Annotated in this window: 23 protein-coding genes and 2 tRNA genes; 22 read left to right on the forward strand and 3 right to left on the reverse strand. The window is 37.2% G+C overall.

The features are described from left to right. Positions 1 to 44: 44 nt before the first annotated feature. Positions 45 to 482: a DUF2507 domain-containing protein gene (locus CWR45_RS01820; RefSeq protein WP_115748092.1), complete on the reverse strand. Its 438-nt coding sequence runs from the start codon at positions 480 to 482 to the stop codon at positions 45 to 47. Positions 483 to 914: 432 nt separating this feature from the next. On the opposite strand from CWR45_RS01820, the gene CWR45_RS01825 reads away from it, so the two are divergent. Genes CWR45_RS01825 through sdhB form a run of 3 tightly spaced genes read left to right on the forward strand, consistent with a single transcriptional unit; the run spans position 915 to position 4,099 of the window. Then, complete coding sequence (locus CWR45_RS01825) at positions 915 to 1,535, forward strand: succinate dehydrogenase cytochrome b558 subunit (protein WP_115748093.1); 621 nt, start codon at positions 915 to 917, stop codon at positions 1,533 to 1,535. Positions 1,536 to 1,565: 30 nt separating this feature from the next. Continuing rightward, the gene (gene sdhA, locus CWR45_RS01830; RefSeq protein WP_115748094.1) at positions 1,566 to 3,317 is read left to right on the forward strand and encodes a succinate dehydrogenase flavoprotein subunit; all 1,752 of its coding nucleotides are present in this window, start codon (positions 1,566 to 1,568) and stop codon (positions 3,315 to 3,317) included. A 17-nt stretch (positions 3,318 to 3,334) separates the two neighbouring features. Continuing rightward, positions 3,335 to 4,099, forward strand: coding sequence for a succinate dehydrogenase iron-sulfur subunit (gene sdhB, locus CWR45_RS01835; protein WP_115748095.1), 765 nt, complete (start codon positions 3,335 to 3,337; stop codon positions 4,097 to 4,099). A 429-nt stretch (positions 4,100 to 4,528) separates the two neighbouring features. Here the strand turns inward: sdhB and CWR45_RS01840 are convergent, their stop codons facing one another. Next, positions 4,529 to 4,753, reverse strand: a complete 225-nt coding sequence (locus CWR45_RS01840; RefSeq protein WP_094883395.1) for a helix-turn-helix domain-containing protein — start codon at positions 4,751 to 4,753, stop codon at positions 4,529 to 4,531. Between the two features lie 763 nt (positions 4,754 to 5,516). On the opposite strand from CWR45_RS01840, the gene CWR45_RS01845 reads away from it, so the two are divergent. The 13 genes from CWR45_RS01845 (at position 5,517) to yihA (ending at position 19,081) form a co-directional block, all read left to right on the forward strand. Next, a complete protein-coding gene (locus tag CWR45_RS01845) occupies positions 5,517 to 5,933 on the forward strand; it encodes a MarR family winged helix-turn-helix transcriptional regulator (protein ID WP_115748248.1) in 417 nt (138 codons plus the stop codon). Positions 5,934 to 5,954: 21 nt separating this feature from the next. Then, positions 5,955 to 6,779: a glutamate racemase gene (gene racE, locus CWR45_RS01850; RefSeq protein ID WP_115748096.1), complete on the forward strand. Its 825-nt coding sequence runs from the start codon at positions 5,955 to 5,957 to the stop codon at positions 6,777 to 6,779. 488 nt (positions 6,780 to 7,267) lie between these two features. Continuing rightward, positions 7,268 to 8,365, forward strand: coding sequence for a GerMN domain-containing protein (locus CWR45_RS01855; protein WP_115748097.1), 1,098 nt, complete (start codon positions 7,268 to 7,270; stop codon positions 8,363 to 8,365). A 456-nt stretch (positions 8,366 to 8,821) separates the two neighbouring features. Next, positions 8,822 to 9,574, forward strand: coding sequence for a ribonuclease PH (gene rph, locus CWR45_RS01860; protein WP_115748098.1), 753 nt, complete (start codon positions 8,822 to 8,824; stop codon positions 9,572 to 9,574). A 12-nt stretch (positions 9,575 to 9,586) separates the two neighbouring features. Next, positions 9,587 to 10,180: an XTP/dITP diphosphatase gene (locus CWR45_RS01865; RefSeq protein WP_115748099.1), complete on the forward strand. Its 594-nt coding sequence runs from the start codon at positions 9,587 to 9,589 to the stop codon at positions 10,178 to 10,180. 25 nt (positions 10,181 to 10,205) lie between these two features. Then, positions 10,206 to 10,715 carry a metallophosphoesterase family protein gene (locus CWR45_RS01870; RefSeq protein WP_115748100.1) on the forward strand — a complete coding sequence of 170 codons (510 nt, stop codon included), beginning with the start codon at positions 10,206 to 10,208 and terminating at the stop codon, positions 10,713 to 10,715. Positions 10,716 to 11,140: 425 nt separating this feature from the next. After that, positions 11,141 to 11,214, forward strand: a tRNA-Gly gene (locus CWR45_RS01875). Between the two features lie 7 nt (positions 11,215 to 11,221). Next, positions 11,222 to 11,295, forward strand: a tRNA-Arg gene (locus tag CWR45_RS01880). Between the two features lie 125 nt (positions 11,296 to 11,420). Beyond that, entirely contained in the window at positions 11,421 to 12,407 is a 987-nt protein-coding gene (locus CWR45_RS01885; RefSeq protein WP_115748101.1) for a tetratricopeptide repeat protein, read from the forward strand. Between the two features lie 201 nt (positions 12,408 to 12,608). Further along, complete coding sequence (gene tig / locus CWR45_RS01890) at positions 12,609 to 13,898, forward strand: trigger factor (RefSeq protein WP_115748102.1); 1,290 nt, start codon at positions 12,609 to 12,611, stop codon at positions 13,896 to 13,898. A 533-nt stretch (positions 13,899 to 14,431) separates the two neighbouring features. Beyond that, complete coding sequence (gene clpX / locus CWR45_RS01895; RefSeq protein WP_115748103.1) at positions 14,432 to 15,706, forward strand: ATP-dependent protease ATP-binding subunit ClpX; 1,275 nt, start codon at positions 14,432 to 14,434, stop codon at positions 15,704 to 15,706. Between the two features lie 475 nt (positions 15,707 to 16,181). Further along, entirely contained in the window at positions 16,182 to 18,497 is a 2,316-nt protein-coding gene (gene lon / locus CWR45_RS01900; protein ID WP_115748104.1) for an endopeptidase La, read from the forward strand. 2 nt (positions 18,498 to 18,499) lie between these two features. Further along, complete coding sequence (yihA, locus tag CWR45_RS01905; protein WP_115748105.1) at positions 18,500 to 19,081, forward strand: ribosome biogenesis GTP-binding protein YihA/YsxC; 582 nt, start codon at positions 18,500 to 18,502, stop codon at positions 19,079 to 19,081. A gap of 143 nt (positions 19,082 to 19,224) precedes the next feature. Here the strand turns inward: yihA and CWR45_RS01910 are convergent, their stop codons facing one another. Further along, positions 19,225 to 19,716 carry a LiaI-LiaF-like domain-containing protein gene (locus CWR45_RS01910; protein WP_342770078.1) on the reverse strand — a complete coding sequence of 164 codons (492 nt, stop codon included), beginning with the start codon at positions 19,714 to 19,716 and terminating at the stop codon, positions 19,225 to 19,227. Positions 19,717 to 20,327: 611 nt separating this feature from the next. Between CWR45_RS01910 and hemA the strand changes: the two genes are divergently transcribed. From hemA to hemL, 6 genes are all read left to right on the forward strand, one after another. Then, positions 20,328 to 21,701, forward strand: coding sequence for a glutamyl-tRNA reductase (gene hemA, locus CWR45_RS01915; RefSeq protein WP_115748107.1), 1,374 nt, complete (start codon positions 20,328 to 20,330; stop codon positions 21,699 to 21,701). A gap of 14 nt (positions 21,702 to 21,715) precedes the next feature. Beyond that, positions 21,716 to 22,534: a cytochrome C assembly family protein gene (locus CWR45_RS01920; RefSeq protein ID WP_115748108.1), complete on the forward strand. Its 819-nt coding sequence runs from the start codon at positions 21,716 to 21,718 to the stop codon at positions 22,532 to 22,534. Between the two features lie 11 nt (positions 22,535 to 22,545). Further along, a complete protein-coding gene (gene hemC / locus CWR45_RS01925) occupies positions 22,546 to 23,475 on the forward strand; it encodes a hydroxymethylbilane synthase (RefSeq protein ID WP_115748109.1) in 930 nt (309 codons plus the stop codon). Next, on the forward strand, positions 23,475 to 24,233 hold the full coding sequence (locus CWR45_RS01930; protein WP_115748110.1) for a uroporphyrinogen-III synthase: 759 nt from the start codon (positions 23,475 to 23,477) through the stop codon (positions 24,231 to 24,233). Before hemC ends, CWR45_RS01930 begins: the two co-directional genes overlap by 1 nt. An 80-nt stretch (positions 24,234 to 24,313) precedes the next feature. Further along, positions 24,314 to 25,300 (forward strand): porphobilinogen synthase, encoded by a 987-nt coding sequence (gene hemB, locus CWR45_RS01935; protein WP_115748111.1) that lies wholly within the window; start codon positions 24,314 to 24,316, stop codon positions 25,298 to 25,300. An 18-nt stretch (positions 25,301 to 25,318) separates the two neighbouring features. After that, positions 25,319 to 26,608: a glutamate-1-semialdehyde 2,1-aminomutase gene (gene hemL, locus CWR45_RS01940; RefSeq protein WP_115748112.1), complete on the forward strand. Its 1,290-nt coding sequence runs from the start codon at positions 25,319 to 25,321 to the stop codon at positions 26,606 to 26,608. The last annotated feature ends 388 nt before the right edge of the window (positions 26,609 to 26,996 follow it).

Genomic DNA, 26,996 nt, shown 5'->3' on the forward strand with positions numbered 1-26,996 from the left:
AGAGAGAAGTTCTTTAACCAACGAACTTCTCTCTTTATCTATCATTAAGCGGTATAGACAATCTTAAACTCCACTTGATGGATTCTTTTATTAATTTCCTCTACACATTCACATTCAATTCCGTATATTATTTGAATTGCTTCAGCAAGGAACCCAGCCTCCATGCGAAATTCTACTGTAAATGGTGCCTGTAATCTGAGTACAACTGAATCGGACATGAGATGAAAAAGTAACTCCTTCTTTTTTTCTTTCACCAATTCCAGTTTACCCCAGCCTAATTTATCATAAATTGTAATTAGATCCTCAAGATTGCTTATCGTAAATTTCCTTGCAAGATTTCTCCCCATGAAATAGAGAAGTGTCTGTGCTTCAGGTCCAAGTAACTCTGGTAAACTTATATAACGAAGGACGTCATATCCAGCACCTTCAGTATGTAATTGTTCAAGTTGTGATGTGGAAAATTGTTCCATCTTCTTTGACATTGATGTCATCCTTTCGTTCTACCACTTTTGCTAGGTAGTTAAGAAAGTATAAGCTACTTCTTACTACATAAGTGTAACTATGTCTATCACCTAAAGGCTTGGTGACAGCCAAGTTTTCTAATATTATTATCTATATATTTACTTGAATAATCAAGTGTTGATTCTATCCTATTTAATTTAAGTTGAAAATCATTGTTACCGATTATTAAGAAACTGCGAAATAATACCGCTTACTTAATAGAAAAGAAGGAATTGTTCATGTATTCTTCTAATTTTAGATTCGTTATCTTGACGCTTTTTGTAGTTAGAAGTACAATTAAATTGTTACAAATTGTACTATTTTAAAAAAACTGGCAAGTAATTTGTTAAGCGCTTTACTTTTTTTAAGATGTACATATAAATTATTTCTAACATTTGACAAGGGGGGATAACATGGCAGGGCAGCGTGAGTATTTTTACAGAAGACTTCATTCACTACTGGGCGTCGTACCAATTGGTATATTTTTAGTTCAGCATTTAGTGGTGAACCATTTTGCCGTGTATGGTGAAGAAAGCTTTAATACAGCAGCAGGGTTTATGGGGAATCTTCCGTTTGTACTATTACTGGAAATATTCATTATCTACCTACCGATTTTGTATCATGCAATTTTAGGTGTCTATATTGCGTTAACTGCAAACTATTCGCTAAAAAATTATGGTTATTTCCGTAACTGGATGTTTGCATTACAGCGAATAACTGGGCTTATAACACTAGTATTTATTGCATGGCATGTGTGGGAAACGAGAGTCCAAATTGGATTGGGTAATGCAGAAGTTGAGTATAGTCTGATGGAAGGTATTCTATCTAGTCCATTTATGTTGTGGTTCTATTTAATCGGCGTAATCTCAACTGTATTCCACTTTGCTAATGGATTATGGAGTTTCTGTGTATCATGGGGTATTACACAATCACAAAAATCTCAGCGTGTATTAACATACGTTACAGTATTTGTATTTCTTGCTGTAAGTTATCTTGGAGTTCGAACAATCATTCAATTTGCATTCGGTGTTTAATAGAAAGAGAGAAAGGAAGCGTTATATATTATGAGTAATCGTAAAGTCGCGATAGTCGGTGGTGGGCTAGCTGGATTAATGGCTACGATAAAAGCAGCCGAGGCCGGGGTTAGTGTAGATCTATTCTCGATAGTACCTGTAAAACGCTCTCACTCCGTTTGTGCTCAAGGCGGAATTAACGGTGCAGTAAATACGAAGGGTGAAGGCGATTCACCATGGCTTCATTTTGATGATACGGTTTATGGTGGGGACTTCTTAGCTAACCAGCCACAAGTAAAAGCAATGTGTGATGCTGCACCTGGAATAATACATATGTTTGACCGGATGGGTGTTATGTTTAACCGTACGCCTGAAGGTTTACTAGATTTTAGACGTTTCGGTGGAACGCAAATGCATCGAACAGCATATGCAGGGGCAACGACAGGACAGCAATTATTATACGCATTAGATGAACAAGTTAGACGTTACGAAGTAGAAGGCCTCGTTACAAAATATGAAGGCTATGAATTTGTAGGAGCGGTCATTGATGAAGCGGGAATTGGCCGTGGGATTGTCGCACAAGACATTAAAACGCATGAAATTAAATCATTCCGCTCGGATGCAACGATTTTCGCTACTGGTGGTCCAGGAATTATTTTTGGTAAATCAACAAACTCAATGATCAATACTGGTTCCGCTGCGAGTATTTTGTATCAGCAAGGTGCGAAATATGCGAATGGAGAATTTATTCAGATACATCCAACCGCTATTCCAGGTGATGATAAATTACGTTTGATGAGTGAATCTGCTCGTGGGGAAGGTGGACGTATCTGGACATACAAGGACGGGGAACCTTGGTACTTCCTTGAAGAGAAGTATCCAGCATACGGTAACCTCGTACCGCGCGATATTGCAACTCGTGAAATATTCGATGTTTGTGTTAATCAGAAACTTGGAATCAATGGGGAAAACATGGTGTATCTTGATTTATCACATAAAGATGCAAAGGAATTGGATATTAAGCTAGGTGGAATCATAGAAATCTATGAGAAATTCGTAGGTGAAGATCCACGTAAAGTGCCGATGAAAATTTTCCCAGCTGTCCATTATTCAATGGGTGGTCTCTGGGTCGATGAAAATCAAATGACAAACATCCCAGGCATCTTTGCTGCAGGTGAATGTGATTATTCACAGCATGGAGGAAATCGCTTAGGGGCAAACTCTCTACTTTCAGCAATTTACGGCGGTCTAGTTGCTGGACCGAAAGCTATCGAGTATATTGATAGACTTGATCAGCATGCAGACGATTTACCTGCTGCATTATTCGAAGCGAGAGAAAGCGAAGAGCAAGAAAAGTTTGCAGCACTTATGAAAATGGATGGTGGAGAAAACGCATACCAGATTCATAAAGAGCTTGGCGAATGGATGACAGATAATGTTACAGTAGTCCGTGATAATGATAAACTGCTAGAAACGGATAAAAAGATTCTCGAACTGCTCGAACGCTGGGAGAACATTAGCATTAATGATACTTCTAGCTGGAGTAATCAGGGTGTTATGTTTACCCGTCAATTGAAGAATATGCTTCATTTGGCACGAGTGATTACAATTGGTGCATATAACCGTAATGAAAGTCGTGGGGCACATTTTAAACCTGCATTCCCAGAGCGAAATGATGAAGATTGGTTAAAGACGACAATTGCGGAATTTGATAAAGGAAACGCTTCACCAGTATTCTCATACGAGGATGTGGATGTATCATTAATCAAGCCTCGTAAGCGCGATTATACGACAACACACTAAGGGGGAGTTTCGTAAAAATGGCTGAACAAAGTACAATTACATTTATTATTACTAGACAAAATGATCCGAACTCTGATCCATATGAAGAAACGTTTAATATACCTTATCGTAAAAACATGAACGTTATTTCAGGATTAATGGAAATTCAGAAAAATCCCGTCAATGCAAATGGAGAGAAGACAACACCAGTAATGTGGGACATGAACTGTTTGGAAGAGGTATGCGGTGCATGTTCAATGGTAATCAATGGGACTGCAAGGCAATCCTGTGCAGCGCTTGTTGATACATTAGAACAACCTATTCGACTAGAGCCGATGTCAACATTCCCAGTTGTACGTGATTTAATTGTTGACCGTGAACGGATGTTTGATGCTTTGAAACAAGTAAAAGCTTGGATTCCTATCGATGGTACACATGATTTAGGGCCAGGACCAAGAATGCCTGAGAAAAAGCGCCAATGGGCATATGAACTATCGAAATGTATGACATGTGGTGTATGTCTTGAGGCCTGTCCGAATGTAAATGATAAATCTAACTTTATTGGACCGGCAGCAATTTCACAAGCTCGTCTATTCAATGCACATCCGACAGGTGAAATGAATGCAAGTGATCGTTTAGAAGGATTAATGGATGAAGGCGGAATCAGTGGTTGTGGAAACTCACAAAACTGTGTGCAAGTTTGCCCGAAAGGTATCCCATTAACAACGTCCATTGCAGCAATGAACCGTGCTACAAATATTCAAGCATTTAAGAATTTCTTTGGCAGTGACAATGCACATTAAAGGACAAAATCGACGTACTTCCTGGCCTTTAGCCATAGGAGATAAAGGAAACATGCCCCTTCATTTTAGGGGTATGCCGACGTTGGTGAATGCCCGATTTTAGTCAGCATCTCCTTAAATAAAGGGAGAAGATGTTGACTTCCACCACAAGGGTATAAGTGTGACTAAGCCTCATGTGTAACCAATCGGAAGGTCTTCTCTATTTTATTTTGTCATGAGTTGAGGAAGTTCCGCTAACGCTTTAGCGCTGGAGCTAGACGTGGCTTCTCTTATCGAGAAAATTAAAACGGAAACTTTTCTATAACAAACAAAACCGACTTCTCTTTAGTAAGTCGGTTTTGTTTGTTATAGAAAGATTGGAATATGTTCGAAAAGCTTCACTAATCACCTCTATTGAAACAGCCTATGCTGGTGAAAGCTTCACTAATCTTAGAGCTTCAATTCCCCCATGCGGAGAAGCTCAACTACGGCTTGAGAGCGCCCCTTGACTCCTAATTTTTGCATCGCATTTGAAATGTGGTTTCGGACAGTCTTCTCAGAAATATACAATTCTTGCGCGATTTCTTTTGTTGTCTTATCTTGTACTAACAATTCGAATACTTCTTTTTCTCGCTTTGTTAATAATTGCTTCGGCTTATACTCGTTGTCCTTCAAATGTTAACCCCTCCTTGCTCTTGTAGAGCTGCAGTTTGAAGGGAAATTATTTAGTCAATATAGCTTATGATATGCAGTGAAATACGTTCATGTTATATATGATAAAAGGCGGAAATTTTTTTAATAAACGAATACTTTTATATATACTATGAAAGTGCTGCTGTTCACTATGTTAGTTGACAAAATAAATGTATATTTTGTATAATTTGTTGAAATTTAGATAAATTGAGGACTAGTAGGTGCAATGTTGATTTTTGCTTCGGACAGTCGCACATCTGGCGGCCTCGAGCTGAGCCTTAGCAAAGAACGCTATGGTTTCAACATTTTCGTTTATTCCGCAGGAGTCCCCACACCTCCGCTACAATCAATGGTGTTTAGAGAGGCAGTAACACTGCATCTTATTAAGAAAATACTAAAAATAACATATGTACAATCCTAGCGGGAGAAATACACGGAGACTGCTCGAAAATATAGCGCGATAGCCCGAGTTGGCTCACCAGATCCCTAAGGTGCTCGTAGTGTATTTCTGAAGAGGCTGATCCGAATGTCTTTAGCACATGAAATTAGTTTATCCATTGCATTAAATATCTACTTCCATTCTTTAGCATCATGAGTGGAGTAAAGATTTTGTGCTACATCTTACAGTATAGCAAAATTAAAAATACACCTGGTTTTTGATAGAATATGATAAACTAGTATGGAAAGTACTTTGTAGGAGGTAGCACTTTTGATAACCGAACCATCCAAAGAGGAAATAAATATAATGGAAAAACGACTACGATATATTTCTGGAATCATTAAACAAAACGGTCGTAAAATTTTAAATAACTATCCAATCACACCTCCACAATTTGTTGCCTTACAATGGTTACTTGAGGAAGGCGATTTAACCATTGGTGAACTGTCAAATAAAATAAGTCTTGCATTTAGTACGACGACAGACTTAGTTGATCGAATGGAAAGAACAGAACTAGTGAAACGAGTTCGCGATGAAAAGGATAGACGAGTCGTTCGCATTCACCTAATGGAAAAGGGCAAGGTCATTATCCATGAAGTGATAGCAAAACGCCAAGCGTATTTAGGAGAAGTTCTTGCAGAATTCTCTGAAGCAGATGTGACGAAATTGAATGAATTATTGAGTTTTCTATATGAACAAATGAAAATAGTAAATGAAAAATAACAGCATAGATGAGGCGATCTTTTGAATCAAGCAATTGGAGTTATCGATTCAGGGGTTGGTGGATTAACGGTAGCACATGAGTTAATGCGCCAATTACCAAAAGAGAAATTAATTTACTTAGGTGATACAGCAAGATGTCCATATGGACCTAGATCAAAAGAGGAAGTACAGCAATTTACTTGGGAAATGGTAGATTTTTTATTAGGAAAAAATATTAAAATGCTAGTAATTGCATGTAATACGGCAACTGCTTTTACATTAAAAGATTTACAGGAAAAGTTAGACATACCTGTAATTGGTGTTATTCAACCAGGAGCAAGAGCAGCAATTAAAGTTACAAACAATACGCATATCGGGGTCATTGGTACAGAAGGAACCATTAAGAGTATGGCGTATAAGGAAGCATTACAAAATATAAATGAAGGAATCAATGTATATCCGCTTGCATGTCCATTATTCGTGCCGCTAGTAGAAAAGGGAATTACAGCTGGCCCAGAAGCACAAGAGATTGTCGCTAAATCCTTGGCATCGCTAAAGCAATATAAACAAATGGATACTCTAATTCTAGGCTGTACGCATTATCCATTACTGAAAGACACAATCCAGCAGGTCATTGGGGAACAGGTAACCATTATTTCTTCCAGTGAGGAAACAGCAAGAGAAGCAAGTACTATATTGGATGTACATCATTTATTAAACAAAGAAGATTGGATGCCCGTACATCAAATCTATACAACTGGTGAACTAGAAATGTTTAATAAAATTGCAAAAAGTATTTTTAATGACCATCAACCAGATGTGTTACAAATAGAAAAGGCTACATTATCAATAAATCAAGGAGCATGATTTTCATGTTCCTTGATTTTTTTAATTGGGTAAGAAAATATAAATTTTCCCTTTCTTAATTTTCTTCCTGGAAAGGCCACATACTGCTCCAGCGCTAAAGTGTTAGCGAGACTTCCCTAATCTCATGACAAGCTGCAAGCTAAAAAAAGACTTGCCGATTGGTGGAACCAGAATTTTAGTCGTACTTATACCCTTGTGGTGAAAGTCAACATCTACTCCCTTTGATTAAGGAAGGCCGACTATAAACAGCTTTGCCAACTTAGGAATACCTCTAAAGTGATGGAGCATGTTTCCTTTATCTACTGCGAAGGGATGTTCGACATGTCGAACCACTCCAAACGGCGCGGCACAGTCTGTACTCAGCACAAGCGGGTACTTGCGCTTTTGTTATTGGATTTAAAAAGAAGTTACATCTTTTACTTTGGTGGTCTATTTTAAAATATAGGCTCGTATATATATTAGTACAAACCATCGTAGGAGGTATGAACATGCAAAAGAAAGTGTTACTTATGACTGGCGCGATTACGCTCTCAGTTCTGTTGACTGGGTGTTTTCAAGGAGAACAATCTCTAGAGGACCTAGACCCTCCACAAAATGCTGAGGAAGTGAATAACTTAGAGAAGCCGACATCAGATGAAGATTCTGAAGCGTCAAATGAAGAAGCTGAAGAGACGGAAGATACAGAAGCAAGCGAAGTAGCAGAAGAAACCGTGCCAAGGCAATTGTTCTTAATCGATGCGAACGGTATGGTTGCATCGCAAACGCTTGAATTGCCAAAGCTTGAATCAAAAGAAGTGGCAACACAGGTAATAGAATATTTAGTTAAAGGTGGACCAGTCACTGAAATGCTGCCGAATGGATTTCAGGCCGTTTTACCAGAAGGAACTGAGGTTATTGGCGTTAACCTTAAGGAAGATGGTACGATGATTGTTGATTTATCTGAGGAATTCAAAGATTATCAAGCGAACGAGGAACTACAAATATTAGAATCTGTAACACATACATTAACCCAATTCGAAAATGTAAACAAAGTTCAGCTATGGATTAATGGACATCCACAAACAGAAATGCCTGTGAATGGAACACCAATTGGTAATGGCTATTCGCGAGCAAATGGAATTAATATTACGGATACAGACACACTTGATTTAGTAAATAGTCAGGCTGTTACGATGTATTATCCAGCAGAACATGGTGAAAATCGCTATTATGTTCCAGTAACCCAGTACGTAGAAAAAGGTGAGGAAGAATTCTTTCACTCCATTATTCAATCTTTATTAGATGGACCAGGATTTCAAGCCGACGTTTTGCACGTATTTAATTCCAAAACTGATTTAGCAAGTGAGCCAGTACTAAGTGATGGCGTGCTAGAGTTAGTGTTTAATGAGGAAATATTAAAAGATAGTGAAGCGGGCATCATTGCAGATGAAGTAATGGAAACATTAGTAAGAACACTAACCGAACAGGAATCAATCGATGCAGTTGATGTTAAAGTAGAGAACAAAGAACAACTCGTTAACGAAAATGGCGAATCTTACGACGAACCAGTCACAAAGCAAACATTCACACCAACAGAACAACTTTGAGGATAGAGGCTAATGGACTAGCCTCTTTTTTGTGTCGGCTGATATTCGGTAAAAATACTTTGTTATCGTCGTGTGAACAGTCAAGTCGTTATTTGCATGTAATGGCTTGTAGAGAGGAAAAGGTTTTTATCCAAAAATTGGATTACTTCTATATTCCTAGCAATGGTAATAGCCCAAAGAATCCCGCAGGAATGGTAAGGCTATCGACTTCTTTTCTGGGGGAAACAGTTCGATCCGGAGGAGGTATCGAGTTTTCCTGGATCGGTAGAACAAGTTATCCACTATATTTATGTTAATCATATGTATGTTCATTTTTCTTTTGAAGAAAATATGATAAGCTAAATGATGAAATATTAGAAAACTAAGGATTAACCAAGCTATTCGGTGGCAGCCTTAGTTGCACTTATGTAGTAAGAAATATGTTATACTTTCTTAACTACCAAGGAGGAATTTTGAATGCGTAATGATCAACGTGAAGTAAACGAACTTAGACCAATAACAATTACACCGAACTACATAACCCATCCTGAAGGCTCTGTTTTAATAACAGTCGGCAATACTAAAGTAATATGCAATGCAAGTATTGAAGATAGAGTTCCACCGTTTATGCGTGGACAAGGTAAAGGATGGATAACAGCTGAATATGCCATGCTACCAAGAGCAACTGCCGATCGGAATATCCGTGAATCATCAAAAGGTAAAGTAAGCGGAAGAACGATGGAAATCCAACGACTAATTGGCAGAGCGTTACGGTCTGTTGTTGACCTGGACAAAATTGGTGAACGGACAGTATGGGTTGATTGTGATGTAATTCAAGCAGATGGTGGTACTAGAACAGCTTCGATTACTGGTGCATTTATTGCTGTAGTCCTTGCTTTTGGACATTTACTAGAAAATAAAAAAATAAGTAAAATGCCTGTTACAGATTTCCTATGTGCGACTTCAGTAGGGATATTACCGGATGAAACAGCAATCCTAGATTTAAACTATGAAGAAGATTTCGCAGCAAATGTTGATATGAATATTGTAATGACAGGGGCCGGTGAATTCGTGGAAATTCAAGGAACAGGTGAAGAAGCAACCTTCTCGATTGTCGAATTGCAAACGATGCTAAAGTTTGCTAGCGAAGGATTGGAACAAATCATTGGCATCCAAAAAGAAGTGCTTGGTGAATTAGCGCAGCGAATTGGTGAAACAAAGAAAAAATAAGGGGTTTCCAACATGAAACAAATATTGATTGCGACAAAAAACAAAGGAAAAATAGCCGAATTCAAACAATTTTTCGCAACGGTTAATGTGGAAGTTGTATCTTTACTTGACCTCGAAGAGCCTGTCCCAGATATAGAAGAAACGGGGCAGACTTTTGAGGAAAATGCCGCATTAAAAGCGGAAGAAATAGCCCAAATGTTTAATATCGCGGTTTTAGCAGACGATTCTGGTTTAATCATTGATGCACTAGATGGCCGGCCAGGCATTTTTTCTGCAAGATATGCCGGAGAACCAACAGATGATAAGGCGAATATTAGAAAAGTTCTTGATGAATTAGCGGAAATACCAGCAGCAGAACGATCTGCTCGATTTGTTTGTGTACTGGCAATTGCGGCGCCGAATAAAGCAACTGTATTTTATAAAGGTTATTGTGAAGGTACAATCACAAACGCGGAAAAAGGGGAAAACGGCTTCGGGTACGATCCAATTTTCATTCCAGAAGGATATACTAAGACAATGGCAGAGCTTTCACCAGACGAGAAAAATAGTATTAGCCACCGAAAAAATGCGATTAGCCAGCTGGAAAAAGGGATACATAGTAAATAAAAGGTAAGATAAGAGGTGGTAATGAATGACGAAAGTATTGATTATGAGTGATAGTCATGGATTAACAGACGAAATTACGATGATAAAAGAACGACACGAAGTCGAATATTTCATTCATTGTGGAGATTCTGAATTAGATGCTGATGCAATAGCATTAAAAGACTTCTATACTGTTAAGGGTAATTGTGACGTCGATCCACGCTATGAAGAGGAATTAATCATAAAGATTGATAATTTAACCTATTATGTTTCACATGGACATCTGCTCGGAGTGAAGACAGATTTAACGGGATTGTCTATCCGTGCAAAGGAAGCAGGGGCAAATGTCATCTGTTTTGGACACACGCATCTTGCGGGAACCTTATTAAAGGACCACCAATTATTTATTAATCCTGGAAGTATCCGCATGCCAAGAAGACGTCAGGAAAAAACCTATGCTGTAATGGAATGGGATAGAACCGATGACATAAAGATTCGGTTTTATGAATTAGATGGCAGTGAGGTTTCTGATTTAGCTAATCAAGTATCGCTATAATTCGACAAGTATTACTTGTTTAATATCAAGAGATGTTGGATAGGTGCACCCATGCAGATAAGTAAGTTTTTATACTTTCTTATCTGCCAAGTGAAATTAATAGTTGATACTGAGAGCGAAGTAGCTTAAGCTGATATCAGCTTTCTGGTCTGTTGCTGGGAAAAATAGCATTATGTCTAGTTTTCGGAAAATATAAACTGTGAACGGAACATCCGAAATGAGCGTCATTTTTAACTCGGAATTACTTAAAAATTAGGTGTTTTTAATGCTCTCTCATTCTAGTTTTAAAAGTTTTTTAGAAAAAGTTTTTAATAACTGTTGACATTATATACCCTATTGCCTATAATGAAACTTGTCCGTTAAAAAAGAATATCTTTTAAACGACTTACATAATGTGAATAAGAGTGTTAGAAAGAGCACCATTTGCGGGTGTAGTTTAGTGGTAAAACCTCAGCCTTCCAAGCTGATGATGAGGGTTCGATTCCCTTCACCCGCTCCAATTAAATGTCCCAGTAGCTCAGCAGGATAGAGCAACAGCCTTCTAAGCTGTGGGTCGCAGGTTCGAATCCTGCCTGGGACGCTACTTGAAGAGAAACCTATCCATATGTTAGGTTTCTCTTTTTCTATTATGTTTACCACCGTAACCTTTAGGGTATGTATAGCTTATATGTAAAATATAAATACTAACTAGTAGGAGGTGAATAAATGCAGAGCGAGCCGAATAATGTGATTCTCTTTCCAAAATGGAAAAAAACATTAGAAGAAGAGAGTTTATACGCATTACAGGAGAAAAGGTATGAAGAAGCCTTACAGAAATTAAATAAATTATTAAGTTATCAAGTGGATAATTATGAAATTCTGATTGCGAAATTGATGTGTTTAATGGAGCTTAGCAGATACGAGGAAGCGCAAGCACTTTGTGAAGAGCTGATCCAACATAAGGATGACAATTATTATCATTACTTACATATGTACTTGACGATTTTATTTCAAACGAATCAATATGAATTATTAATGGAGTATGCTGGAGCAGAGCTTGCTGATAAGCAGCTGCCAGAATTATTCCGTGAACAATTTACACAGCTATATGATATTAGCAAGAAGATGAAAGTAGATATTATGGTTGAAAAATCAATTCTATTACAAGAGGAATTAACAGAAGCAGTTGAAAGTGATAACCACTCAGAACAATGGCGGATCATTGAGAATTTGCGACGAATTCATGCAAGTGCTACCGATACTATTCTTGAATTATTAGTAAATGAGCATATTCATCCCGTAATCAAAACTGCAATCATCAATCTATTAAAGGATAATCATGTCACGAGAAGCGTAGACGTACAGAAATTTAATATCAACTTGAAGATTATCCCAGATGAAACAGAGGATATCATTGAAAATACCTTGTATCAGCAGATTTTATTGTCGCTGAAGGATACCGAATTAAAGAATCCGACATTATATGCGGTAATCAAACAAATATTGCATCATTATTTCTTTGTACTATACCCGATTACACCGCCTAGAAAAGAAATGAGTCAAATAGTAAGAGCTTTAACATTTATTGGTCAGGAATATTTAAACATACATACTGAAACAAAAGATGCGATAGTACAAGAGGACACTGTTTTTCATTATGTTGATGAAATCAAAATGTGTGAAACATTGTACTTAAGTATCATTGAGGAATAGATATCTGTTTTTAGCTCGCCGAATACGGATAACATAGACTGTCACCTAAAAGATTGATGACAGCCAAGTTTTCTAATAGTATATGGTTGAATGCCAAACAAATTATGGTATAATAAAATGGTTGTAAATCTGAGCATTCGCTAACATATATTCAAAAACATAATAAATGAATGGATATAATAGATTTTGGAGGGAAATGTAATGACAGCTAAATGGGAAAAACAAGATGGTAATAAAGGAACTCTAACATTTGAGGTTTCTGCAGAAGAATTTGACAAAGCATTAGATCAAGCATTCAAGAAAGTTGTGAAAACAGTTCAAGTGCCTGGATTCCGTAAGGGGAAAATGCCGCGTGGAATGTTTGAAAAACGTTTTGGAGTAGAATCTCTTTACCAAGATGCAGTGGATATCGTACTTCCTGAAGCATACAAAAATGCTATTGACGAGACAGATATCTTCCCAATCAATCAACCACAAGTTGATATCGATCAAATTGAAAAAGGCAGCACTTTAGTTTTCACTGCTGAAGTAGAAGTGAAACCAGAAGTTACACTAGGCGACTACAAAGGGTTAGAAATTGATGTTCCATCTGTAGAAGTATCTGATGAAGATGTTGAAAAAGAAATTGAACAGCTACGTGAACGTCATGCAGAACTTGTTGTTAAAGAAGAAGGTACTGTAGAAGAAGGCGACACAGTTGTAATGGACTTCGAAGGATTTACTGATGGTGTTGCATTTGACGGTGGAAAAGGAGAAAACCATTCACTAGAAATTGGTTCAGGACAATTCATTCCAGGGTTTGAAGAGCAATTAGTTGGTAAAGCACTTGATGAAGATACTGAAATCAGTGTAACATTCCCAGAAGATTACCATGCAGAAGAACTTGCTGGTAAAGAAGCAACATTTAAAGTGAAAATCCATGAAGTTAAATTCAAAGAACTTCCAGAATTAGACGATGAATTTGCTAAAGACGTTGATGAAGAAGTAGAAACACTTGATGAATTGAAAAAGAAGAAAAGAGAACAACTAGAAGCAGAATTGAAGCAAGACGTTGAAAACCAAAAACGTGAAGATTTAATTGCAAAAGCATCTGACAATGCACAAGTAGATATTCCAGATGCAATGGTTGAAACTGAATTAGAGCAAATGGTAAGAGAATTTGAACAGCGCTTGCAAATGCAAGGTATGACTTTAGAAATGTACACACAATTCTCAGGTCAAGACGAAGCAGCACTTAAAGAACAAATGAAAGAAGATGCTGCAAAACGCGTGAAAACAAATCTTACATTAGAAGCTATAACAAAAGCGGAAGATATCAATGTAACTGACGAAGATGTTAATGAAGAATTAGGGAAAATGGCTGAAATGTACGGAATCGATGCAGAACAGTTAGTTCCTATGTTAGGTGGAAACACAGATACAATTAAGAGCGACTTACAAATGAGAAAAGCGATTGAATTCCTAGTTGATAATAGCAAAGCTAGCAACTAATTGATTCATTCCATATGTAATTGCGACAAAACATAGCGTATAGAAACAAGGTGTGTTTACCGCACCTTGTTTTTATATTATTTAGCAGATTGGAAAATTAACTACCATTCATTTACATAATATTTTCAGCAGATAAACATTATAATAATTAGTTTAAACTAGACTTAATTAATAAAATCAACATATAGTATAAGTAATATGATTTGACTTTCTGCGTATTTTATCGATAATGGAAAGAAGAATGTAAACAAATCAGAATATAAAAGCTATCAATGAAAGCAGAAGCGCTTAAGTTAGCGATGTACGGTAGTTCAATGTTGCCACACAAAGTGACTAATTTGCTTAACATACCTTCGTAGATAAAGGAAACTCAAATCTACAGAATGTTGGCCAGTTAGTCGTTTGGCGCTGGATATGGTTTAAAATACATGGATCCAATGTTTTTCATTTTGTTTTTTATTTTTGTTCTGATATGATGACTATAAAAGTTGGAACCTAGAATTAATAATAGGTTTCGTAGGGGTGGAAATATAATGTTTAAATTTAATGAAGAAAAAGGACAATTGAAATGTTCATTTTGTGGAAAGAGCCAAGATCAAGTTCGTAAACTAGTTGCCGGACCTGGTGTATATATATGTGATGAATGTATAGAACTCTGCACGGAAATTGTGGAAGAAGAACTAGGTACAGAAGAGGAAATGGAATTAAAGGAAATTCCTAAGCCTAAGGAAATTTGTGATATTCTTGATGATTATGTTATTGGTCAAGAACAGGCGAAGAAAAGCTTATCTGTTGCAGTTTATAATCACTATAAACGAATTAATTCACCAAAGACAACAGACGATGTAGAGCTTTCTAAGAGTAATATTGCAATGATCGGACCAACTGGTAGTGGGAAAACCTTGCTAGCACAAACATTAGCTCGAATCATTAATGTTCCATTTGCAATGGCAGATGCAACTTCTTTAACTGAGGCAGGATATGTTGGGGAAGATGTTGAAAATATTCTGTTGAAATTAATACAAGCAGCAGACTATGATGTAGAGAAAGCGGAAAAGGGAATTATTTATATCGATGAAATCGATAAGGTTGCACGTAAATCAGAGAACCCATCCATTACACGTGATGTTTCGGGTGAAGGAGTACAACAAGCACTCTTAAAAATTCTTGAAGGAACGGTAGCGAGTGTGCCTCCTCAAGGTGGACGTAAACATCCACATCAGGAATTCATTCAAATCGATACGACCAACATTTTATTTATTGTTGGTGGAGCATTTGATGGAATCGACCAAGTAATCAAACGTCGTTTAGGTAAGAAAGTAATTGGTTTTGGATCAAATGAGCAAGAAGAACTTGGTATGGACGAATTACTTTCAAAAGTACTTCCTGAAGACTTATTACGCTATGGTCTGATTCCTGAGTTCATTGGGAGAATTCCAATCATCGGCAGTTTAATGCCATTGGATGAAGATGCGTTAATCCAAATTCTTACACAACCTAAAAATGCATTGGTAAAACAATATCAGAAGTTATTTGAAATGGATAATGTCGAACTTGAATTCGAAGATGACTCCCTTTCTGAAATTGCGAAGAAGGCAATTGAGCGGAAGACAGGTGCTCGTGGCCTGCGATCAATTATTGAAGGAATCATGCTCGAAGTAATGTTTGAATTACCATCACGAGATGACATTGAAAAATGTATTATTACAAAAGAAACAGTAACTGAAGAAGATGGCAGTCCTACACTTGTATTTAGAGATGGAACAATTCAAGCTGGAAATGCTAAGCATCCTAAAGAGAGTGCCTAATAAAGCATAATTGCGAACTGTAGTACAAGCGATCTTTTATATAGTTAAAGATTAGAGACTGACTTAGTATTCGAGCTCTTATATTCATAGGAGCTCGGTTCATGTTAGTCTCTTTTCACTGTTTACTTTTACAAAATGGGTAAATACTAACTCATATGAACGAAAATATATGATTTTGAACGATTAAGATTTACAAATATCGAAGTTTTCTATAGACTTTAATCACATAGATTTTAAAGTATAGTTACTCGACTAGCTCTGGCATTACTAAAGATATTTCTCGCAAGGCATTGAGTTTTGTTTTGCCAGTATTTCGTTAGGGGTGTGTTTATACGTCGTGATTATTACGTAATATATTTTTACTATAAAAAATTGGTTCTCCGAGTTAATTGGTGAGAATTTAATTGTACATATGCAGTAAGAAAGATTTACATCCTTCTTATCTGCAAAATAGATAAATGGAGGTTTACATACTATGACGAAAGACAATAATCAAATTCCCCTCCTTCCATTACGCGGATTGCTTGTATTTCCTTCAATGGTATTACATCTAGATGTAGGAAGAGATAAATCAATTGCTGCATTAGAACAAGCGATGATGGGTGATCAAACCATTGTTTTAGCTGCACAGAAAAAAGTGAGCTTAGATGAGCCAGAACCAAACGATATTTATCGTGTGGGAACTGTTGCGATGGTAAAACAGATGCTAAAATTACCAAATGGTACATTACGTGTTCTTGTGGAAGGCTTATATCGTGCGGAAATTATTCAATATACTGATACAGAGGATCTATTTGTAGCTGAAATTGCCCAATTAGAAGATGCACATGGTGATGCGGCAGAGGAAGAAGCGCTAATGCGTTCGCTCCTTGCTCAATTTGAACAATACATAAAAGTGTCAAGAAAAATCACAAAGGAAACAATTGCAACTGTATCTGATATAGAAGAACCGGGAAGACTTGCAGATATCATTGCATCTCACTTATCTTTAAAGATTCCAGATAAACAGGAATTACTCGAAAAGCAAAATGTAAAAGAACGTATGCAGCATCTGTTGCAGCTTCTATCCAACGAAAAAAAGGTATTGGATTTAGAAAAGAAAATTGGGTTACGCGTCCGTACGTCAATGGAAAAAACACAAAAGGAATTTTATTTGCGTGAACAGTTAAAAGCAATTCAGAAAGAGCTTGGAGAAAGAGATGGTAAATCAACTGAAGTCGATCAGCTAAGAGAGCAGATTGAGCAATCCGATATGCCAGAGAATATTATGGAGGTTGCGTTAAAAGAACTAGGGCGATATGAGAAAGTCCCTCAGAGCTCTGCAGAAAGCTCAGTCATTCGTAATTATTTAGACTGGCTGCTCTTATTGCCGTGGACAAACAAGTCACAGGACACAATTAAAATTAATTATGCTGAAAAAGTATTAAATGAGGACCATTATGGGTTGGATAAAGTAAAGGAACGAATACTGGAATACCTTGCAGTTCAAAAACTTACAAACACGATTAAAGGTCCAATACTTTGCCTTGTTGGACCACCTGGTGTAGGGAAAACATCACTCGCGAAATCAATCGCTCGTGCGGTAAATCGTAATTTCGTACGAATATCTCTTGGTGGTGTTCGTGATGAGGCCGAAATTAGAGGACATCGCAGGACCTATATCGGTGCAATGCCTGGTCGTATTATGCAAGGAATGAAAAAGGCAGGCACGATTAATCCAGTATTTTTACTTGATGAAATCGATAAAATGTCGAATGATTTCCGTGGTGATCCATCTTCCGCTATGCTTGAGGTCTTAGATCCGGAACAAAATAGTACATTCAGTGATCATTTTATCGAAGAAACGTATGATCTATCAAATGTATTATTTATTGCAACAGCAAATAATGTGAACAGTATTCCCGGGCCATTACTTGATCGCATGGAATTAATATCGCTTGCAGGGTACACTGAAATCGAAAAAATGCATATTGCAAAAGAGCATCTTCTGCCGAAGCAGCTGAAGGAAAATGGCTTAAAGAAGACCGAACTGCAAGTACGAGATGCGAGTTTACTGAAGTTAATTCGGACGTATACAAGAGAAGCTGGAGTACGGGGATTAGAACGTCAATTAGCAAAACTTTGCAGAAAAACGGCAAAGATCATTATTTCAGACGAGAAGAAGCGTGTAGTTGTAACAGAGAAGAGCTTAGAAGAAATACTTGGCAAACCCGTTTTCCATTATGGTTTAATGGAAAAGGAGGACCAGGTTGGAACAGCAACAGGACTTGCCTACACAAGTGTTGGTGGTGATATTCTATCAATTGAAGTGTCACATTATCCTGGAAAGGGTAAACTTACCTTAACAGGGAAATTAGGCGACGTAATGCAGGAGTCTGCACAAGCCGCGTTTAGTTATATCCGTTCTCGTGCAGAGGAGCTGAACATTGAACCTAATTTTTATGAAAAATACGATATTCATATCCATGTGCCTGAGGGAGCAACACCGAAAGATGGACCTTCTGCTGGAATCACAATGGCAACGGCACTAGTCTCCGCATTAACAGGGAGAGCTGTAAAGAAAGAGGTCGGAATGACAGGAGAAATTACGCTACGCGGCCGTGTTTTACCAATTGGCGGTTTGAAGGAAAAATCTCTAGGTGCACATCGAGCAGGTTTAACAACTTTAATCATTCCTAAGGATAATGAGAAAGACCTCGAAAATATTCCAGAAAGTGTTCGAAACGAAATAACGTATATTCCAGTAAGTCATCTTGATGAAGTGCTGAAACATGCGTTAGTGGGGGAGTAAACATGAAAGTAACAAATGCAGAAATTGTCATTAGTGCAGTAAGTAAAAAACAATATCCCGGTGATCAGTTACCGGAAATCGCCTTAGCTGGTCGTTCGAATGTTGGGAAGTCTTCGTTTATTAATAAATTAATTAATCGTAAGGCACTGGCGCGAACATCATCAAAACCAGGGAAAACACAAACACTGAATTTTTATAAAATCAATGAACGGTTTTATTTTGTAGATGTGCCTGGATATGGTTATGCTAAGGTTTCAAAGTCTGAACGTGAAAAATGGGGAGGGATGATGGAGGAGTATTTTCAATCAAGAGAAACACTCCAAGTTGTACTATTAATTACCGACATCAGACATGAACCAACGAAAGACGATATCCAAATGTACGAATTCCTAAAGTATCATGAACTACCTGTTGTCGTTGTTGCAACGAAACTCGATAAAATCCCTAAGAGCAAACGTGCAAGCTTCATTAAACGCACAAAGGAAACATTAAACGTTGAAGCAGATGACATTGTCTTACCATTCTCATCAGAAACTGGCGAGGGAAAAGAAGAAGCGTGGGGCATTTTGAGCAAGTATATTTAACATTACTGGTTATTCAATTAATAAGCCTAGTACAAAAAACAGTTAGTTGCAAAAGGAAATTTCCTATTGCAGCTAGCTGTTTTTTGGCTGGCAATTTTGAAATAAAAACAATTTTAATACATAATGCGTCTAATTTTTTCAATTTACTTTTTCTTTTGTAATAGATAGAACCCAATAATAATGAGGATTATCGGCCAAAATCGTTCAATAAAATGAATGATGTCGTTAAGCCATGTGAGATTAATTGCAAGCCTGTTCGAGAAAATCAGCAATAAACTAAGCAAAATTAGTAGCACTCCAGGAAATAACCCATTCTTCGTCTTCGAATATTGAATAATAAAGGCAATACCGACAATAAGTACGTAAACGGCCCAATGATCGATCCAGAATGAATAATGTGCTAGTCCATGCAAATGAATACCAACACCAAGGACGATCGTCCCACTGAATAGATTTTGGTAATGCTTAGCTGAATAGCCGTGGATTAATAATGCAAGCCCGATCACAATTAAAAACGTCTGCCACGAATAAAAATCCGTTAATATTGGTATTTTTAATTGTCTCAGTAGAAAAAATATCCCAATCCCAATTAGAATGTACGCGAGTAATGCATTTTGCTTTTTCAAAAAAATCATTCCTTTACTAGTAAATTAATGCTGTTTCAAAATGTACTTATGAATAGTGATGAAAATGGGTTTGCAGGCCAGTCGCTCCGAAAATACACTACGCTTTCCGCTGGGGGGCTGGTGAGCCTTCTTGTACTGTCGCCCTTCGAAGACTCAACTAGGCCTTTCCTCCCGCAGGAATTGAGCGCTTGCTAGCGTTTTTCTGGCCTGTCATATGATAAATTGAATGTATTCCCAAGTGGCAGTCGCACTAGAGTGTTGGAGTGTCCTTAACAAAAATCATCATTGAAAATAATTCACACTTAATATATAAATATAAACTAAAAATAGGAATTAGCTCAAAATAAAATTTACAAATATTTAATTGCAAACAAGCTGAGACTTTTTTACATCTAGACTGCATTTCTTGCTTAACCATTTGTTGTATGATAAAGTACAAACGTATCATATACTATACGTTCTATCTTATCATGTTGTTTCAAATCTTGTTCACATTTTAAGTCATATTTTATCGAATTACATGGTATAATATAAAGGAATTACATTTTACTATAAGATATTAAATAATAATTATTATAAATAAGTTCGAAAGATGTTTTACATTATATGGGGGTAGGAAATTGCATATTCTTAAAGTTGGATTTAACTACAAAACAGCTCCTGTAGAAATTAGGGAGAAGCTTACTTTTCAGGAATCTTCTCTTATGGATGCAATGATTGAATTAAAAAACCAAAAAAGTATTTTGGAGAACGTTATAGTATCAACATGTAATCGTACGGAAGTCTATGCAGTCGTTGATCAACTTCATACCGGAAGATATTATATTAAAAACTTCTTAGCAGAATGGTTTAACCTTGATAAAGAGGAGTTTTCTGCTTATTTGCGAATCACTGAGGATGATGGTGCAATGGAGCATCTTTTCAGGGTATCAACAGGACTCGACTCGATGGTTCTTGGTGAAACCCAAATTCTTGGACAAGTAAGACAAGCATTTTTAACATCTCAACAGGCGAAAGCTACTGGTACCGTTTTCAATGAGCTATTTAAACAAGCAATTACATTTGGCAAACGCGCCCATAGTGAAACGGCTATTGGTGAACAAGCCGTATCGATTAGCTACGCGGCAGTTGAACTAGCGAAGAAGATCTTTGGTGACCTTAAGAACAAACATGTTGCCATTCTTGGTGCAGGGAAAATGGGTGAGCTCTCTGCGAAGAATTTGCATGGATCTGGTGCAACGGATATCACCGTCGTTAATCGAACTTTACAGAAGGCGGAGGAACTAGCCGAGAAATTTGCTGCAAAGGCAGCGTCGTTTGAACAATTACTAGAGATTCTGACTACTACAGATATATTGATTAGTTCAACTGGGTCAGATTCACTCGTACTGAGAAAAGAAATGCTCCTGTCTATCCAGAAGGAAAGAAAAGGAAGACCATTATTCCTTGTTGATATTGCTGTTCCAAGAGATATTGATCCAGCGATCAGCGAAATGGACAATGTTTTCTTGTATGATATTGATGACCTGCAGCATATAGTTGATACTAATTTGGAAGCAAGAAGGACTGCTGCAACACAAATTGAACTAATGGTTGAAGAAGAAATCGTTACATTTAAAGAATGGTTAAAAACATTAGGAGTTGTCCCAGTGATTGCTGCATTGCGCGAGAAAGCACAATCTATTCAGGAAGAAACGATGCGGAGCATTGAACGGAAAATGCCTGATCTTACAACAAGAGAGAGAAAGGTTCTTAACAAACATACGAAAAGTATAATCAATCAATTACTTAAAGAACCAATTACCCAAGCAAAAGAATTAGCAGGAAAAGAGAATGCGGCAGCTTCCTTACAATTATTTGTTGATATATTTGGAATTAAAGATGAAGTAAAATCAAATTTTGAAAAACAGTCAAGTAATAACCAGTCAATATTATCTTTAACATCAGAAAAGAAGATTGCCTTTCCTCAAGTTGAAAACATCCAAACTACTTAAGGAAGGAATAATATATGGTAGAAACTAGAGAGTTTTATGAAATCATACTTATTATCTATGCATTGAGTGTCATCGGTTATTTTATAGATTTTATTCATGACAACCAGAGAGCAAATAAAATCGCTTTCTGGTTGATTGGTATCGTTTGGGCTATACAAAGCCTTTTTTTAATTTATCAATTGTTCATTGCTCACAGCTTTCCAATTACTAGCTTTCTTGATAGCTTATTCTTTTATTCGTGGGTACTGATTACACTATCGTTAATCATCAATCGATTATTCCCTGTTAATTTTATTGTGTTTTTTATTCATGTTTTTAGTTTTTTTATTTTACTGCTTAGCTTTTCAGCAACTGGACCTGTAAATTCTGCGTTTACTGAGAGACCATTTGCTGATGAATTACTAGCGGCACATATCACGCTAGCAATTGTTTCATATGGTTTTTTTACAATTGGGTTTTTATTTTCTTTAATGTACTTAATTCAATATCGTTTCTTAAAAGCGAAGAAAGGTTTAAACTGGATGTGGCGTTTTGGTGATTTGAATCAATTGGACCGATATGCCTTCATTACCGTAACAATTGCTGTACCATTATTGTTGCTTGCAATAATTCTAGGGGTTGTATGGGCCTATATATCAGCATCAACCTTTTATTGGATTGACATGAAAACAATTGGTTCTATACTAGTGTTAGTTGTCTACATTTTTTATCTTGTATTACGGGTTGTGAAAGGATATCAGGGGAAATTTTTATCACTCTATAATACATCTGCTTTCTTCGTATTAATAATTAACTTCTTTTTATTTAGCACATTATCTAATTTTCATTTCTAGGAGGAAATACATTGCGAAAAATAATCGTTGGTTCTAGACAAAGTAATTTGGCTTTAACACAAACTAATTGGGTTATCGACCAATTAAAGCAAGCAGGCGTACAAAATGATTTTGAAGTAAAGAAAATCGTGACAAAAGGGGACAGAATTTTAGATGTTACCCTATCTAAAGTTGGTGGAAAAGGCTTATTTGTTAAGGAAATTGAGCAAGCAATGTACGATAAAACCATCGATTTTGCAGTACATAGTATGAAGGATATGCCATCTGAGCTTCCAGAAGGACTAGTAATTAGCTCTATTCCAGTTCGAGAAGATCACCGGGATGCCTATATTGCGAAAGAGAATCGCTTATTAAAAGACCTTCCTTCAGGCGCAATTATTGGCACAAGTAGTTTGAGACGTGCGGCACAGTTACTTGCAGAGCGTCCAGATATTTCAATTAAATGGATTCGCGGCAATATCGAAACAAGAATCCGTAAGTTGCACGAAGAAGATTATGATGCAATTATTCTTGCAGTATCTGGATTAAAGCGAGTAGGATTAAGTGAGGAACTAATAACGGAATACCTTGAACCTGAATTAGTTGTCCCAGCTGTTGGACAAGGTGCATTGGCAATCGAATGTCGTGAAGATGACATAGAAATCCGAGAAATTTTAGCAAAAATTAATGATGAATGGACAACGAAGACAGTTACAGCAGAAAGAACCTTCCTTCGTTTACTTGAAGGTGGTTGTCAAGTACCAATTGGTGGTTATGCATATTTGGAAAAAGATGAAATTGTCCTAACCGCATTAGTTGGAACACCAGATGGAAAGACAATCTTGAAGGAGGTTGTCCGTGGGACTGATGCTGCAACAATTGGTAAACTAGCTGCAACGAAATTAATTGACCAAGGGGCAAAACAAATTGTAGAAGAAGTGAAAGCCGAGCTTGATCAATAATGGCAATATCCCTTCAAAATAAGAAAATCGTTATCACTAGAGAAGCGGGACAAGCGAAATTATTTTCTGAAAAGATCTTAAAACATGGTGGGATACCAATTGAAATGCCGCTGTTGAAGATTTCTGTTAAGGATCACATTGAAAATGCAAATATACTTCGTAATCTAGCGACATTTGAATGGATTTTCTTTACAAGTGCTAACGGTGTGTCTGCCTTTTTCACATTAGCATCACGCTACGAAGTGGATTTAGAGAAGCTGCATGCGAAAAAGTTTGCAGTTGTTGGGCATAAAACAGAGGATGTGTTAAACACATACGGTTTTACCGCTGATTTTATTCCGACAGTCTATAATGCAGAGACGATGGCAAGTGAATTTTTAGCTGCTGTAGGGACGGTTGATTCTATTCTTTTAGTTCGGGGGAATCGTTCATTGGCTATTCTGCCAACAGCGTTTTCTGAAAATGACGTAATATATGCTGGGATGGAAGTATATGAAACCGTCTTTAATGAGGATATTAAAAAAGCATTGAATCAGCTTTTAACAGAAGATGATTATGATTTTATTACTTTCACTAGTCCATCATGTATCGAAGCATATCATGAAATGGCTAAGGAAAAGGTGCAACAAAAATGCGTTTGTATTGGCACAACGACAGAAAGAAGAGCAATTGAACTTGGTTTTACCGATATTTTGACAGCGGAAGAATTTACAATTGATGGCATGATTGAAGCCATGAGTAATTATCTTAGGACTTAAAAAAGAATTAACTAAGTGTGATACCGAAAGACTTGGTTAAACCTTAGTTTTCTAACCAGAAATGAAAAGGAGTAATAAAAATGGCAAAAGAAATAGCATTTAAACGACATAGACGATTAAGATCCTCCAGTGCAATGCGATCTTTAGTACGGGAAAACCATTTGCGTGTCGATGATTTTATATATCCAATGTTTGTGATTGAAGGGGAGAATGTAAAAAACGAAATCCCTTCTATGCCTGGAGTTTACCAATTATCTTTAGATCTGTTGCTTGATGAAGTTCGTGAGGCTTATGATCTTGGCATTAAAGCAATCATGTTCTTCGGAGTTATTACGGCAAAGGATGAAATCGGCACAGGTGCATTTATTGATGATGGGATTGTCCAATCTGCAACAAGATTAGTCAAGGATACATTCCCTGATATGTTAATTGTCGCTGATACTTGTCTTTGTGAATACACATCACATGGGCATTGTGGTTTGATTCACAATCATGATGTCGCGAATGATGAGTCGTTAGAGTTGTTAGCAAAAACAGCAGTTTCTCAAGCAAAAGCAGGTGCAGATATTATTGCACCATCCAATATGATGGATGGATTTGTCGCTTATATTCGTTCGGCTCTTGATGAAGCAGGATTTACGAATATTCCAATCATGTCCTATGCGGTTAAATATTCTTCTGCATTTTATGGTCCTTTCCGTGATGCAGCTGATAGTGCACCACAATTTGGTAATCGCAAGACGTACCAAATGGACCCTGCAAATCGGTTAGAAGCACTTCGAGAAGCTGAATCTGATATAGAAGAGGGTGCAGATTTTATCATGGTGAAACCTGCTCTATCTTATCTTGATGTAGTCCGTGATGTACGAAATAATTGTAATGTTCCCGTAGTTGCTTATAATGTAAGTGGAGAATACTCTATGGTAAAAGCAGCAGCACAAAATGATTGGATTGATGAACAATCAATTGTAATGGAAATGCTGACATCTATGAAGCGTGCAGGGGCAGATATTATTTTAACTTATTTTGCGAAGGATGTTGCAAAGTGGTTGAAGGAAGAACAATAGGATAAGAGGTGGGTAAGAATGAAACAATTTAATCATTCAATAGATGCTTATAAAGAAGCGATTGATCTAATGCCAGGCGGGGTTAATTCACCAGTACGAGCATTTAAATCAGTCGGCATGTCGCCGATTTTCATGGAATCTGGGAAGGGTTCTAAAATAAAAGATATTGATGGCAACGAATATATTGATTATGTGCTTAGCTGGGGACCACTTATTTTAGGTCATGCAAATGAACATGTCGTTACAAAACTGAAAGAAACTGTCGAAAAAGGGACAAGCTTTGGTGCAGGTACTTTACAGGAAAATAAACTTGCGAAATTAGTAATTGACCGTGTCCCATCAATTGAAATGGTAAGAATGGTTAACTCGGGAACAGAAGCAACAATGAGTGCGATTCGCTTAGCGAGAGGATATACAGGAAGAGATATTATTTTAAAATTCGAAGGAAGCTATCATGGTCATGGTGATTCCTTATTAATTAAAGCAGGTTCTGGAATTGCTACACTAGGTTTACCTGATAGCCCAGGTGTTCCTAAAGCAATTGCCCAAAACACCATTACGGTCCCATATAATGATCCAGAAAGCCTTCGCGTAGCATTTGAAAAATATGGCAAGGAGATTGCTGCCGTCATTGCCGAGCCTGTTTGTGGAAATATGGGTGTCATTCCACCACAAGATAACTTCTTACAGGAAGTACGGAAAATTACCGAAGAACATGGAACATTACTTATTTTTGATGAAGTAATGACAGGCTTCCGTGTTGGTTATTATTCTGCGCAAGGTTACTATGATGTGACACCAGATTTAACTTGTTTAGGAAAAGTCATCGGTGGGGGACTTCCAGTAGGCGCATTCGGTGGGAAACGTGAAATTATGGAAAACATTGCTCCTGCAGGGACAATCTATCAAGCAGGGACATTATCAGGAAATCCGCTAGCAATGACTGCCGGGTATGAAACATTAGCAGCTCTAGATGAAGATGCATATGAAGCAATCAATCAAAAAGTAGATAAATTAGTAGCTGGCTACAAGCAGGCAGCAGCCGATTTTGATATACAACTGCATGTAAATAGAGCAGGCTCAATGGTTGGTGTATTCTTTACAAATGAAAAAGTTATCAATTTTGAAACAGCAAAATCTTCAAACCTTGACTATTTCTCACAATACTATCGTGCAATGATTGAAGAAGGTATTTTCCTACCACCTTCACAGTTTGAAGGCCTATTTCTATCCACTGCACATACCGACGAAGATATCGAAAAAACAATCCAAGCAGTACGATCGGCATTCAGCAAAATTGAAAAATAATCAAAAAATTAGAGAGCTATTCCATATTAGGAATAGCTCTTTTGGTATTAGAAAATATTCAAGATAATATTGGAAGATAGCTGTGTAGTTATAAAACTACGAATAAGTTACGATTGTATCTTAGAATCAATGTAGTCGCTGTAAATTACATATGAGTTTCAAGTACGTTGCAATAATCAACGTAGATAGTTTGTGGGTTTGCCATTCATTTGTTTTTAGATTCTACTCTATTTTCAGCAGAAGAAATACACAAAGACTCCTCGAAAATAAAGAGCAATTTGTCTAATTGCGATGTAACGCTGCCGAAGCCTTCCTTGTCCTGCGGGAAGAAGGCTCACCAGCTCGTCTAAGGTGCGCGTAGTGTATTTCTGGAGCGACGGCCAAGGAA

This window comes from Oceanobacillus chungangensis (assembly GCF_003369565.1).
Lineage (GTDB): Bacteria > Bacillota > Bacilli > Bacillales > Amphibacillaceae > Oceanobacillus > Oceanobacillus chungangensis.